Origin of the sequence: Pseudomonas sp. YuFO8 (assembly GCF_035065025.1) — a bacterium.
Taxonomy (GTDB): domain Bacteria; phylum Pseudomonadota; class Gammaproteobacteria; order Pseudomonadales; family Pseudomonadaceae; genus Aquipseudomonas; species Aquipseudomonas putida_AE.
Genome location: NZ_JAXDEQ010000037.1, coordinates 45,780 through 58,504, shown reverse-complemented (window position 1 = coordinate 58,504; position 12,725 = coordinate 45,780). Strand labels below are relative to the sequence as shown.

The window sequence follows — 12,725 nt, the reverse complement described above, 5'->3', positions numbered from 1 at the left end:
GCGGCAGCAACGGTGTTCAGCGTGGCCGGGGCCAGCACTTTGTTGTCGTGTTCAGCAATAACCAAGATAGTCATTTAGATTACCTTCGCTTCGTTTTTCAGTTTCTCGACCAGTTCAGCCACCGACTTGACCTTGATACCCGCGCTGCGTGCAGCAGGCGCTTCGACTTTCAGAGTCTTGTTGGTGGAGGCGGTGGAAACGCCCAAAGCGTCCGGAGTCAGCACTTCGAGAGGCTTCTTCTTGGCTTTCATGATGTTTGGCAGGGACGCATAACGCGGCTCGTTCAAACGCAGGTCGGTGGTGACGATGGCCGGCAGTTTCAGGGAAACGGTCTGCGCGCCGCCGTCGATTTCGCGAGTCACGGCAACGCTGTCGCCGCTGATTTCGACTTTCGAAGCGAAGGTGCCCTGACCGTAGCCGCTCAGTGCAGCCAGCATCTGGCCAGTCTGGTTGTTGTCGCTGTCGATCGCTTGTTTGCCAAGGATCACCAGCTGAGGCTGTTCCTTGTCGACTACAGCTTTCAACAGTTTGGCAACGGCCAGGGAGGTCAGGTCTTCGGCGGACTCGACGAGGATGGCGCGGTCGGCACCCAGAGCCAGCGCGGTGCGCAGTTGCTCTTGAGCGGTGGACGGGCCGACGGAGACGACGACGATTTCAGTCGCAACACCCTTCTCTTTCAGGCGTACGGCTTCTTCCACGGCGATCTCGCAGAACGGGTTCATCGACATCTTGACGTTGGCAAGATCGACGCCGGAATTGTCCGCCTTGACGCGAACTTTCACGTTGTAATCCACAACGCGTTTGACAGCTACAAGAACCTTCATGGATTCCTCGTTACTCTCCGGTGAAAAGAAAGTCGCCTAGGCGAACCTGGCGGTTGATGCTCATCGGGCGCAAGGGCACCTCCAAAAACGCCGGCAAAGGTGTCAAGTGACCATCGCTCATGATCTGTATGACCGTTCGTCAGTGGTGACTGAGGAGTCATTCAACATCGCGGCGTGTAAACTGCGCATCAAGCAAGCGCAGCGTCATTCTCTCCTGCCATCGCCCTGTCTTTAGAGGTGCTCTTGAAACCAACAGTCAGCCTACGGCGAGCGCAAAACCGCCCGTATCTTGACCGGAACACCTATTCCGGTCAATACGCCAAAATGGCCGTTCATAAGCCGGGTGACTTTGATTTCTCTGGCTTGGAGCCATTTCAAACAAACGTTTGTATTGGACGCTGAGAGTGGTGTAGATATAATGCGCCACCAAAGAGAAAGGTGGTTAATCGATTGTCCTCTCCCGGCGTCACGCAGGGATTCACGGATGCGACACCCAACCTCCCTATTAGAAAAAAAACTGTTGAGCCTTGAGTAGGAGATAACCTGTGGAACGCGAATACATGGAATTCGACGTGGTCATCGTCGGTGCCGGCCCCGCTGGTCTTTCCGCTGCCTGCCGATTGAAGCAGAAGGCCGCCGAAGCCGGTAAGGAAATCAGCGTCTGCGTGGTCGAAAAAGGCTCCGAAGTCGGTGCTCACATCCTGTCCGGCGCGGTGTTCGAGCCTCGGGCCCTGAACGAACTGTTCCCGAACTGGAAAGAACTCGGCGCGCCGCTGAACACGCCGGTCACCCGCGACGACATCTTCGTGCTGAAGAACGCTGAAAGCGCGCAGAAAATTCCAGACTTCTTTGTGCCCAAGACCATGCACAACGAAGGCAACTACATCATCTCCCTGGGCAACCTGTGCCGCTGGCTGGCCCAGCAGGCCGAGAACCTGGGCGTGGAGATCTACCCGGGCTTCGCCGCCCAGGAAGCCCTGATCGACGAAAACGGCGTGGTACGCGGGATCATCACCGGCGACCTGGGCGTTGACCGCGAAGGCAATCCGAAAGAAGGCCTGTACACCCCGGGCATGGAACTGCGCGGCAAGTACACGCTGTTCGCCGAAGGCTGCCGTGGCCACATCGGCAAGCAGCTGATCAAGCGCTTCAACCTCGACACTGACGCTGATGCCCAGCACTACGGCATCGGCCTGAAGGAAATCTGGGAAGTCGACCCGGCCAAGCATCAGCCAGGCCTGGTGGTGCACACCGCCGGTTGGCCGATGGACATCATGGGCACCGAGAACACCGGTGGCTCGTTCCTCTATCACCTGGAAAACAACCAGGTAGTAGTCGGCCTGATCGTTGACCTGTCCTACAGCAACACTTACCTGTCGCCGTTCGACGAGTTCCAGCGCCTCAAGCATCACCCGGTGCTCAAGCAGTACCTGGAAGGCGGCAAGCGCATCAGCTACGGCGCCCGCGCCATCTGCAAGGGCGGCCTGAACTCGCTGCCGAAAATGGTCTTCAAGGGCGGCGCGCTGATCGGCTGCGACCTCGGCACCCTGAACTTCGCCAAGATCAAGGGCAGCCACACCGCGATGAAGTCCGGCATGCTCGCCGCTGAATCGGTGGCTGACGCACTGTTCGCCGACAAGGACGGTACTGAAGAACTGACCACCTACGTCGACGCGTTCAAGAACAGCTGGCTGCACGAAGAACTGTTCGCCAGTCGTAACTTCGGCCCGGCGATCCACAAGTTCGGCGCCATCGTCGGTGGCGGTTTCAACTGGCTGGACCAGAACATCTTCGGCGGCAAACTGCCGTTCACCCTGCACGACACCAAGCCGGATTACGCGTGCCTGAAACTGGCCGCCGACTGCAAGAAGATCGACTATCCGAAACCGGACGGCAAGATCAGCTTCGACAAACTCAGCTCGGTGTTCATCTCCGGTACCAACCACGAAGAAGAGCAGCCTTGCCACCTGAAGCTGACCGATCCGAGCATCCCGATCAGCAAGAACCTGCCGCTATACGATGAGCCGGCACAGCGTTACTGCCCGGCTGGCGTGTACGAAGTGATCACCAAGGAAGACGGCGAGAAGCGCTTCCAGATCAACGCCCAGAACTGCGTTCACTGCAAGACCTGCGACATCAAGGACCCTGCACAGAACATCACCTGGGTGACGCCGGAAGGCGCTGGCGGCCCGACTTACCCGAACATGTAAGCCGAACGCCTGGACATCGAGGCTCCCGAAATGGGGGCCTTTTTGTTGCCTGCGATTGATGAATCAACCTAGATCCAATGTGGGAGCGGGCTTGCTCGCGAAAGCGGTATGTCCGTCAACATCGATGTTGGATTTCAGACCGTCTTCGCGAGCAGGCTCGCACAGGGTTTCCCTACGGGTTCAGGCAGCGCGTTCCTCGCCCGGATTACGCTCGAAGTAGCGCTTGTACTCGCGACTGAACTGCGACGTGCTCTGGTACCCCACCCGATGCGCCACCTGCGCCACGCCCAGCCCCTCGCCCAGCAACAACTGCTGCGCCCGAAGCAAACGCAATCGCTTCAGATACTGCACCGGCGACAACAGGGTGCTGCGCTTGAAATGCTCGTGAAAGGTCGAGGCACTCATGTTGGCGCAACTGGCCAGGGTCTCGACGTTCAGCGGTTCGGTGTAATGCGCATGCAGATGACTGAGCGATGCCGCGATCCGCGCGAATTGTCCCTGCTGCTCGACCAGGGCGCGCAACACATCCGCTTGCGGACCGCGCAAGGCGACGAACAACAACTCGCGCAAGCGCGCTTGCCCCATGATCTGGCATTCCAGCGGATCGTGCAGGCAGCGCAGCAGCCGCTCGACACAACCACGCATGGCGTCATCGAGCACGGCCGAGGTCATGGACTCCAGTGTTTGCGCCGCAATATGCCGCCCCGGCGCCAAGCCCATCGCCAACACCAACTCGCCGAGCATCACCCGGTCGATCGCCACAGACACACCCAGCATGGGCCCGCTCGGCGCGGCAAAGGTTTCACACTCGAACGGCACCGGCAGCGCCTGGATCAGATAGTGCCCTGCCCCATATTCCAGGGTGCGCGGCCCCAGGTACGCCAGTTTGCTGCCCTGGGCGATGATCACCAGGCTCGGCTCGTAGATCTGCGGGCCACGGGCCACATCGCAACTGGCGCGCAGAACCTGCACGCCCGGCAACGCGGTCGGGACGAATCCGTCGCGGGTCGACAGCGGCTCAATCAGCGAAACCAGCGCGGCATTGGCATCAAGGTGACGGGTCAACAACATTGGAAAAGCTTCACGGAAATAGGGATGAAAGCATCATCGCAGGTCTGATCGCCAATGCGATCGATCAAGAGCCGATGCCGGAGGAATAGGCATGACACCCGGAGGAATCGCCATGGCTGCGATGGGGGTCGGCGCCCAGAATGCGCCACCTCACTTGTCAGCGCTTTTGCGAGGTTCACCATGTACACCGCCATCGGATACGCCGCCCAGTCGGCCACCACGCCCCTCGCCCCGGTAAAATTCGAACGCCGCAGCCCACGGCCCGACGACGTCGCCATCGAGATTCTCTACTGCGGCGTGTGCCACTCCGACATCCATCAGGCCCGCAACGAGTGGGGCATTGCCGTTTACCCCTTGATGCCTGGCCACGAAATCGTAGGCAAAGTTACCGCCATCGGTGCGAATGTCAGCAAACACAAAGTCGGCGATCTGGTCGGCGTCGGCTGCATGGTCGACTCCTGCCGCAGTTGCGACGCCTGCCAGGCCAACCTCGAGCAATACTGCCTCGAAGGCCCGACCATGACCTACGCCACCCCCGACCGCGTAGACGGCAGCAACACCATGGGCGGTTACTCCGACAGCATCGTGGTCAGCGAGCACTTCGTGGTGCGTATTCCGCAAAAGCTCGACCTGGCCAGTGCCGCGCCGATCCTGTGTGCCGGCATCACCACCTACTCGCCGCTCAAGCACTACGGCGTGAAGGCCGGCGACAAGGTGGGGATTCTGGGCATGGGCGGCCTTGGCCACATGGGCATCAAGTTCGCCAAGGCCATGGGCGCCGAAGTGACGTTGTTCACCCGTTCGGCGAGCAAGGCTGAAGAGGCCCGCCGCCAAGGCGCGGACCACGTCATCGTGTCCACCGATGCCGAACAGATGAAGGCCGCGGCGGGACATTTCGACTTCCTGCTCGACACCATTCCGGTGCAGCACGACCTCAATCCCTACCTCGACACCCTGCGCTTCGACGGCGTGCACATCCTGGTGGGCTTGATCGAACCGGTGGATCCACCCATGCATGCCGGAAAGCTGGTGATGAGCCGTCGTGTGCTCGCCGGTTCCTTGATCGGCGGCATCGCCGAAACCCAGGAAGTGCTGGATTTCTGCGCCGAGCACGACATCACCTGCGACATCGAAATGCTCGACATCCGCCAGATCAACGAGGCCTACGCCCGCATGATCGCCGGTGACGTGAAGTACCGCTTCGTCATCGACATGGCGACCCTCAAGGTCTAAACCTTGAGGCCAAGCTCCGCCGACAGCCGGGCCGTGACCCCTTTGATCAGGGGAATCAGCTCGGCCATTTTTTCCAGCGGCATGTACGGCACGGTGCTGGCGATGCTGATGCCGGCGACGATGCATTTGCTGGCATCGCGGATCGGCGCCGCCACGCAGCGGATCGACGGTTCGTTGTCTTCCAGGTCGAAGGCGTAGCCGCCGGCCACGTACTCGACCATACGCTGCTGGAACTGCTCCCAGGACTGCTCCGGGTGCTGCGGCCAGAACAGATTTTTCCCACCTACCGGCAGGCTGACTTCGTACAGGCGCTGCCATTCCTGCGGCGAGTCATCGAGCATCAACGCCTTGCCGATCCCGGTGCGCGCCAACGGCATGCGATGGCCGACCCGCGAGCGCATTTCCGGTCCGTTGCGCCCCGGATTCTTGAGCAGGTACAGCACCTCGTCGCCTTCACGGATCGCCAGGTGGATGGTGTCGCCGGTGGCTGCCGACAATTCATCCAGATACGGCCCGGCCAGGGTCACCAGCGGCAATTCTTCGCGCGCCTGGAATCCCAGCTCGATCAGCTTGGGCCCCAACAGATAGCCGACCTGCGGCACCACCCGCAGATAACGCTCGTCCACCAGGCAACTGGCCAGGCGATGGGTGGTGCTGCGCGTGGTGCCGATCAACCGGGCGATTTCCTTGAGATCGCGGGCGCCACTGGCCACGGCCTGAACCACACCCAGACCGCGAAGCAGGGTCTGGGTGCCGGTGGGCGCGGCATCCTTGGCGATTTTTGGGGCGTCTTCCTGCATATCCAGCCTTTACCGTTGAGCGAGTGAACGGGCGGCATTATGGTCGCCCGCAGGTCACGACTACAACTTGATACGCTCGACCTTGCCCACCAGCAAGATGTAGGAAAGTGCACCGATCAACGCCAGCACCGAGATATAGGTGATGGCCGGGGCAAAGGAGTCACCGCTGGCCAGGAAGCCGATGACGATGGGCGTGGCGATGGCCGACAGGTTGCCGATGAAGTTGAACACCCCACCGGTCAGCCCGAGCAAGCGCGCCGGCGCCAGGGTCGACACCAGCGACCAGGTGATCGACGCCAGGCCGTTGCCGAAAAATGCCAGCGCGAGGAAGGCAATCACCAGCGGCGTCGATTCGACGAAGTTGGCGCCGATGATCGAGGTGGAAATCAGCAGGCCACTGATGATCGGCAACTTGCGCGCGAACCCTACGCTGTAGCCGCGACGGATCAAAAAGTCCGAGAAGAACCCGGAACACAGCACGCCGACGAACGCCGCGAGAAACGGCAGCGATGCCAGCAGGCCGGACTTGATGAAGTCCATGCCGCGGTATTTCACCAGGTACGTCGGGAACCACGTCAGGAAAAACCACAGCGTCGAGTTGAGGCAGAACTGGCCGAGGTAGATGCCCCAGAGCTTGCGTTTGGTCAGGACAATGCCCAAGTCGGTCCAGCTGAATTTGGCTTTGACCTTGGCTTGTTCGGCCTGGATATCCACCAGCCCGCCGCCTTCGCGGATCAAGTCGATTTCGGCCTCGTTGGCGCCTTTGAAATCCCGGGGCTCGCGATACACCGCGTACCAGATCACCGCCCAGAGAATGCCCACTGCGCCGGTGGCGACGAACACCATGTGCCAGCCGAATTCATGTTGCAGCCAGGCCAGTACCGGCGTCAGGAAGGCCAGGCCGACGAACTGCCCGGAGGTATAGAAACCGATGGCCGTGGCACGCTCGCGCTCCGGGAACCAGGTGGTGACCACGCGGCTGTTGATCGGATAGGCCGGCGCTTCGAGAGCACCCACCGCCATGCGCAACACGAACAAGGCGATGAAACTGCCGGCGAAGCCGAGCATGACCGTGGCAATCGACCACAGCAGCAGTGCGGCGGTGTAGAGAATTCGCGGCGGCACCCGGTCCACCAGCCAGCCACCGGGAATCTGCATGGCGGCGTAGGTCCAGCCGAAGGCCGAGAAGATCAGGCCGACGTGGATCGGATCGATGCCCAGGTCGCTGGTCAGCGCTGGTGCGGCGATCGACAGGTTGCTGCGGTCCAGATAGTTGATCACCACGGTGATGAACAGCAGCACCATGATGAAAAAACGCTTGCGGCTGGGCGCCGCCAACGACGCCTGCCCGGTGAGGGTTTGCGGTTGCATGGGGAGTGCCTCTTTTTATGTTTATTGAGGTCGAACCAGTAACGCAGATCTCCCTGTGCATGGAGATCAACCTGTGGGAGCCAGCCTGCTGGCGATGGCGGTGTGTCAGTCACCATCATCGCTGGATGTACCGACCGAATCGCCAGCAGGCTGGCTCCCACAGGGGATAGGTGGTGGATCAGGGAGCACTCACCACTCGGCAAAACTGCCATCGGCATGGCGCCAGATCGGGTTGCGCCAGCGGTGGCCGACGGCGGCGCGTTCGATCACGTATTCCTCGTTGATCTCGATGCCCAGGCCCGGGCCGTTGGGGATCTTGACGAAACCTTTGTCGTAGTCGAATACCCGCGGGTCTTTGACGTAGTCGAGCAGGTCGTTGCTCTCGTTGTAATGGATGCCCAGGCTCTGCTCCTGGATGAACGCGTTGTAGCAGACCGCGTCCAGTTGCAGGCACGCCGCCAGCGCGATCGGGCCCAGCGGGCAATGCAGCGCCAGCGCCACGTCGTAGGCTTCGGCCATGTTGGCGATCTTGCGGGTTTCGGTGATGCCACCGGCGTGGGAAGCATCGGGCTGGATGATGTCGACGTAGCCTTCGCTGAGCACGCGCTTGAAATCCCAGCGCGAGAACAGCCGCTCACCCAGGGCGATCGGCGTGCTGGTCAGCGGCGCCAGTTCCTTCAGCGCTTCGTAGTTTTCGCTGAGCACCGGCTCTTCGATGAACATCAGTTTGTACGGGTCGAGTTCCTTCATCAGCACCTTGGCCATGGGCTTGTGCACCCGGCCATGGAAATCGACGCCGATGCCGACGTTCTGCCCCACCGCGTCACGCACGGCGGCGACGTTGGCCAGGGCCAGGTCGACCTTGTCGAAGGTATCGAGGAACTGCAGCTCTTCGGTGCCGTTCATTTTCACGGCGGTGAAACCCCGGCTGACCGCTTCCTTCGCCGCCCGCGCGGTGTCTGCCGGGCGGTCGCCGCCGATCCACGAATACACGCGGATCTTGTCCCGCACCTGGCCACCCAGCAGGTCACTGACCGACACGCCCAGGGCCTTGCCCTTGATGTCCCACAACGCCTGGTCGATACCGGCCAGGGCGCTCATGTGGATCGCGCCGCCTCGGTAGAAGCCGCCGCGATAGAGCACGGTCCAGATGTCTTCGATGTTGCGCGGGTCTTTGCCGATCAGGTAGTCGGACAATTCTTCAACGGCGGCAGCGACGGTGTGGGCGCGGCCTTCGACCACGGGCTCGCCCCAGCCGGTCACGCCTTCGTCGGTCTCGACCTTGAGGAAGCACCAGCGTGGCGGAACGATGAAGGTGGTCAGTTTGGTGATTTTCATCTGTGCTCTCTTTTTATCAATGCAGCTCTTATTAGATGCAGCGCACGCAGCGCCAAAAAAGTCTCAGCGAAGGGCTTTCCAGGCAGCGACATAGGCCTTGGCATTGGCCGCCACTTGCGCCGGGGTCATGCCCGGTTTGAACAGCCCGGAACCGAGGCCGAAACCCTTGACGCCGGCGTCGATGAACACCTGCATGTTGTCCGGGGTGATGCCGCCAACCGGCGCCAGAATGGTCCCGGCGGGCAACACCGCGAGCCAGGCCTTGACGACCGCCGGGCCCATCTGCTCGGCGGGGAACAGCTTCAGCACATCAGCGCCCTCGGCCAGTGCCGCGAAGGCCTCGGTCGGGGTGGCGACACCGGGCGACAGGTACAGGCCGGCCGCTTTCGCCGCACGCAACACCTTGGGATCGCTGTGGGGCATGACGATCACCTGGCCGCCCGCCGCTTTTACCTGCTCAACCTGCTCCGGCGTCAGCACCGTGCCCGCGCCGATCAGGCAATCGGCGGGCAGGCTGCTGCGCAGGATGCGAATGCTTTCGTACGGCTCGGGGGAATTGAGCGGCACTTCGATGACGCGAAATCCGGCGGCGTACAGGACTTCGCCGATGGCAGCTGCTTCTTGCGGACGCAGGCCACGCAGGATCGCGATCAGACCGTTTTGCGCCAGTGCTTGTTTGAGCATGTCAGGACTCCAGTCAGGGTTAACGATGGGGATTGGCCGCGACCAGGCCGGCCGCCAGGGCCAGCTGCCACAAGCCGCGTTCGGTGGCCTGCTCGGCCAGCGTCACCCGGGAAAAACCGCAGGCATCGAGCGCCCGGCTGTAGCGGCTGCACAGTTGGGCATTGCCGATCAGGATGATCGAAGGCAGGTGCACGCTGTTGCGGCGACGCCGCTGCACGCACGCCAGGGCCGACAGTTCATGGCCGATGAGCAGGCCGGACAGATAATCCGCTTGCGCCGTGGCGCTGAGTTCGCCGGTCAGGCCGAGACTGCGGGCGCTGAACAGGGTAGACAAGGGACCGATCTCGCCGTCCGTCGACAACGCCACCTGCACGCCGCGATCGAACGCGTCGCCATCGAATGACCCGCCACGCTGTTGGGTGCGCCCAAGAATGCTGTGTTCGCAGAGCACGGCGAAGATTTCGCCGGTCATGAAGGTGTCGAAATGCACGATGCAGCCATCGGCCACTTCCACCCATTTCGAATGGCTGCCCGGCAGGCCGATCAGCAGATCGGCGCCCGCCTCGCCCGCCAGGTTGTGCAGCACGCCAAGCACCTGGGTTTCCTCGCCGCGCATCACGTTCGGCAGGCGCGAACGCTGGATCACGCCCGGCACGATGTGTACATCGACGCCGCGAAGGCTGCGTACGCTTTGCAGGGCGGTGCCTAGGTTGGCGACGTTCGCCGGCGTGTCGCGATAGGTCGCTTCGCGCCAGCCCTGGGCGCTGCCGACCATGCCGCAGGCGATCACCGGCAAGTCGGGCTGTTCGTCGAGCCAGTCACCGCAGGCCTCGTCAAACGCCAGTTCAAAACCGTCGACGCATTCGCGGCCGTTGATGATTCGCCCAGCCTTGGGCAACTGCATGATCCCCGACGACAGCGAACGCTGTTCGAGCACCTGGCCGCCCGCGGCAAATTTGTAGGCACGTAATGAGGTTGTCCCCCAGTCGAGCGCGATCAATTGCGCCTGCATCGCTTCACCTGTTCTGTTTTTGGCAGTGAGTGAGCGGACTATAAACCTTGGCGCCGATAAATCTCAATATATAAATATCACTCCCATATATTGGGATACGCTTATTTCAGACAAAAAAAATCGCAGACGTTGATTTCTGCGATATTTGAAACATACACAGCACTGGAGCCGGCTTGCTGGTGATCCAACCTGAGGTGCTGCGCTGCTCTTCAGGTCGCCTTCGCTGGCAAGCCAGCTCCTACAGATGGGTTTACGCCGTGATTAATTACCGTCTGCGAACTCTCTCAGCACCTTGCCATCCATGCGGTAGCGAACCCACTCCTCCTGCGGCTGCGCGCCCAAAGATTTGTAGAAGTCGATGGCCGGGGTATTCCACTCCAGCACGCTCCATTCGAAGCGCCCGCAGTCGTTGGCACAGGCGATTTTCGCCAGGTGGCGCAACAGGGTCTTGCCCGCCCCGCCGCCACGCTGCTCAGGCGTGATGTACAGGTCTTCGAGGTACAGGCAGTTGCTGCCCAGCCACGTGGAGTAGCTGAAAAAGAACACGGCAAAACCGATGGGCACGCCTGCGCGCAGGCAAATCAGGCCATGGGCCGTGGCCCCTTCGCTGAACAGGCTGCGTTCGATGTCGGCGACGCTGGCGATGACTTCATGGCGGGCACGTTCGTAGTCGGCCAGTTCCGTGATGAACGCGAGGATTTGCGGTGCGTCACTGGGGGTCGCCGGGCGGATTTCGATCGTCATGGACGTGCCTTGTCAAAAGTTGAAAACGCCATACTAAGGCGGTGCGTGGCGCTCGTCACATGGGAAATGAAAATGTCATCCCGGGCATTACTCCGCCCACCGCTAACCCTGGCATCGCGAACCTCGGACCTATCCTTGGCGCCCGGCGTGGTAGATAGAGGCCCTGGGTATCTATCGGGTCAAGGAACCGCGTCATGTCTACTGCAACACCTCAAGTCTCCAGCAAGTTGTTCGGCCTGTTTTGCCTGGCCAGCTACTTGCTGTCCCTGTCCTACGGCTCGACTTTTTTGCTGTCATTGCTGATCGACTCTCGCGGGGGTAACGAGCACGATGCCGGCAGCGTGATTTCGGCGGCGATGCTCAGTACCTTCGCGGCGGTGATCGTTTCCGGCCACCTGTGCGACCTGCTCGGTGCGGCCCGCTCGGTGGCACTATTCGGCTTGTTGCTGGTGGCCGCCAGCCTGGGCTTTGCCCTGACACCGGGCTTTGGCCAATGGCTGCTGTTTTTCGGGCTGCTGCTGGGCTTGGGCTGGGGGGTGTTCTATACCCTCGGGCCGATCATCGTCGCGAGCCTGGTGACGCCTGCGCAACGGGCGAAATATTTTGCCCTGCTGTCAGGCAGCATGATGAGCGGAATCGGCAGTGGTCCTTTGCTCGGTCGTGCCGCCAGTGCCTTGGGCTATCCGGTGACTGCCGCGTTTTACCTGGCCGCGCTGGCCAGCCTGATGGGCGTGTTGCTGTTCTGGAGACTGGATGGCCAGCTGAAAAAAACGGCCGTGCCCTCGACTGCCGTGTCGCGGATTTCCTGGCGTGCCGCCGCGCAAGTGCTGTCGTCCCGGGCGGTGCTGCCGATCGTCATGGTCGGCCTTGGCGGTTGCGTTTTCGGCGGCCTGTCGAGTTTCCAGACCAGCTACGCCGCCGCGCGCTCACTGGACTATTCGCTGTTCTTCCTCGGCTTCATGGGTGCGGCGATCAGCAGCCGCCTGCTGATCGCCGGCTTCGTGGTCAAGCGCGATCCGCTGCGCGCCTCGTGCCTGCTGTCGGGCCTGATGATGGGCTCGATCCTGATGTTCGGTTTCGTGGTCGACGATGGCTTGAGCTATGTGTTGGCGGCGGTGATGCTCGGGGTCGGTTACGGCCTGACCTATTCGGTGATCAACGGCCTGGCCGCGAATGAGGCGCCGAACGGCACCACCGCGCAATCCTTGCTGCTGTTCAGTCTGTCGTATTTCATCGGCGTGTTCGGCTTCCCGCTGCTTGCCGGGAAAATCATCGTCGAGCAAGGAATGGCGACGCTGCTGTACACCCTGTTGGCGGTCGCCGGCCTCAACTGGCTGATCACCGTGGGTCGCCTGATCTGGCGTCGGCTGAGCTCGACCAGGTCATTGCTGCAAGCCTGAACCGTTCGTCGTTCATCAGGCACCAATCCGAAACGGGG

11 protein-coding genes are annotated in these 12,725 nt (G+C 61.5%); 3 read left to right on the top strand and 8 right to left on the bottom strand.

What is annotated here, in order from left to right; translation table 11 throughout:
* Positions 1-74 precede the first annotated feature (74 nt).
* Positions 75-824, bottom strand: coding sequence for an electron transfer flavoprotein subunit beta/FixA family protein (locus tag SOP95_RS25160; protein WP_015093946.1), 750 nt, complete (start codon positions 822-824; stop codon positions 75-77).
* Between the two features lie 545 nt (positions 825-1,369).
* Between SOP95_RS25160 and SOP95_RS25155 the strand changes: the two genes are divergently transcribed.
* On the top strand, positions 1,370-3,034 hold the full coding sequence (locus SOP95_RS25155; RefSeq protein ID WP_274072993.1) for an electron transfer flavoprotein-ubiquinone oxidoreductase: 1,665 nt from the start codon (positions 1,370-1,372) through the stop codon (positions 3,032-3,034).
* A gap of 180 nt (positions 3,035-3,214) precedes the next feature.
* Here SOP95_RS25155 and SOP95_RS25150 read toward each other — a convergent pair whose 3' ends face one another.
* The gene (locus tag SOP95_RS25150) at positions 3,215-4,105 is read right to left on the bottom strand and encodes an AraC family transcriptional regulator (RefSeq protein ID WP_274072992.1); all 891 of its coding nucleotides are present in this window, start codon (positions 4,103-4,105) and stop codon (positions 3,215-3,217) included.
* 180 nt (positions 4,106-4,285) lie between these two features.
* On the opposite strand from SOP95_RS25150, the gene SOP95_RS25145 reads away from it, so the two are divergent.
* A complete protein-coding gene (locus SOP95_RS25145) occupies positions 4,286-5,338 on the top strand; it encodes an NAD(P)-dependent alcohol dehydrogenase (protein ID WP_323608700.1) in 1,053 nt (350 codons plus the stop codon).
* Here the strand turns inward: SOP95_RS25145 and SOP95_RS25140 are convergent.
* The 6 genes from SOP95_RS25140 to SOP95_RS25115 all read right to left on the bottom strand — a co-directional run bounded on the left by SOP95_RS25140 (position 5,335) and on the right by SOP95_RS25115 (position 11,287).
* Complete coding sequence (locus tag SOP95_RS25140) at positions 5,335-6,138, bottom strand: IclR family transcriptional regulator (protein ID WP_323608699.1); 804 nt, start codon at positions 6,136-6,138, stop codon at positions 5,335-5,337. The genes SOP95_RS25145 and SOP95_RS25140 overlap by 4 nt on opposite strands.
* 60 nt (positions 6,139-6,198) lie before the next feature.
* Positions 6,199-7,509 (bottom strand): MFS transporter, encoded by a 1,311-nt coding sequence (locus SOP95_RS25135; RefSeq protein ID WP_274072989.1) that lies wholly within the window; start codon positions 7,507-7,509, stop codon positions 6,199-6,201.
* A 189-nt stretch (positions 7,510-7,698) separates the two neighbouring features.
* On the bottom strand, positions 7,699-8,847 hold the full coding sequence (gene dgoD / locus SOP95_RS25130) for a galactonate dehydratase (RefSeq protein ID WP_323608698.1): 1,149 nt from the start codon (positions 8,845-8,847) through the stop codon (positions 7,699-7,701).
* Positions 8,848-8,910: 63 nt separating this feature from the next.
* Complete coding sequence (locus SOP95_RS25125; protein WP_274072988.1) at positions 8,911-9,531, bottom strand: 2-dehydro-3-deoxy-6-phosphogalactonate aldolase; 621 nt, start codon at positions 9,529-9,531, stop codon at positions 8,911-8,913.
* Positions 9,532-9,550: 19 nt separating this feature from the next.
* A complete protein-coding gene (locus SOP95_RS25120) occupies positions 9,551-10,543 on the bottom strand; it encodes a 2-dehydro-3-deoxygalactonokinase (protein WP_323608697.1) in 993 nt (330 codons plus the stop codon).
* 261 nt (positions 10,544-10,804) lie between these two features.
* Positions 10,805-11,287 carry a GNAT family N-acetyltransferase gene (locus SOP95_RS25115; RefSeq protein WP_274072986.1) on the bottom strand — a complete coding sequence of 161 codons (483 nt, stop codon included), beginning with the start codon at positions 11,285-11,287 and terminating at the stop codon, positions 10,805-10,807.
* A 194-nt stretch (positions 11,288-11,481) separates the two neighbouring features.
* On the opposite strand from SOP95_RS25115, the gene SOP95_RS25110 reads away from it, so the two are divergent.
* Complete coding sequence (locus tag SOP95_RS25110) at positions 11,482-12,687, top strand: MFS transporter (protein ID WP_323608696.1); 1,206 nt, start codon at positions 11,482-11,484, stop codon at positions 12,685-12,687.
* Positions 12,688-12,725: the final 38 nt, after the last annotated feature.

Bases quoted from the DNA above. Each gene is read 5' to 3' on its own strand.
- SOP95_RS25160 (WP_015093946.1), bottom strand. From the start codon at position 824: ATGAAGGTTCTTGTAGCTGTCAAACGCGTTGTGGATTACAACGTGAAA.
- SOP95_RS25150 (WP_274072992.1), bottom strand. From the start codon at position 4,105: ATGTTGTTGACCCGTCACCTTGATGCCAATGCCGCGCTGGTTTCGCTG.
- SOP95_RS25145 (WP_323608700.1), top strand. From the start codon at position 4,286: ATGTACACCGCCATCGGATACGCCGCCCAGTCGGCCACCACGCCCCTC.
- SOP95_RS25140 (WP_323608699.1), bottom strand. From the start codon at position 6,138: ATGCAGGAAGACGCCCCAAAAATCGCCAAGGATGCCGCGCCCACCGGC.
- SOP95_RS25135 (WP_274072989.1), bottom strand. From the start codon at position 7,509: ATGCAACCGCAAACCCTCACCGGGCAGGCGTCGTTGGCGGCGCCCAGC.
- dgoD (WP_323608698.1), bottom strand. From the start codon at position 8,847: ATGAAAATCACCAAACTGACCACCTTCATCGTTCCGCCACGCTGGTGC.
- SOP95_RS25125 (WP_274072988.1), bottom strand. From the start codon at position 9,531: ATGCTCAAACAAGCACTGGCGCAAAACGGTCTGATCGCGATCCTGCGT.
- SOP95_RS25120 (WP_323608697.1), bottom strand. From the start codon at position 10,543: ATGCAGGCGCAATTGATCGCGCTCGACTGGGGGACAACCTCATTACGT.
- SOP95_RS25115 (WP_274072986.1), bottom strand. From the start codon at position 11,287: ATGACGATCGAAATCCGCCCGGCGACCCCCAGTGACGCACCGCAAATC.
- SOP95_RS25110 (WP_323608696.1), top strand. From the start codon at position 11,482: ATGTCTACTGCAACACCTCAAGTCTCCAGCAAGTTGTTCGGCCTGTTT.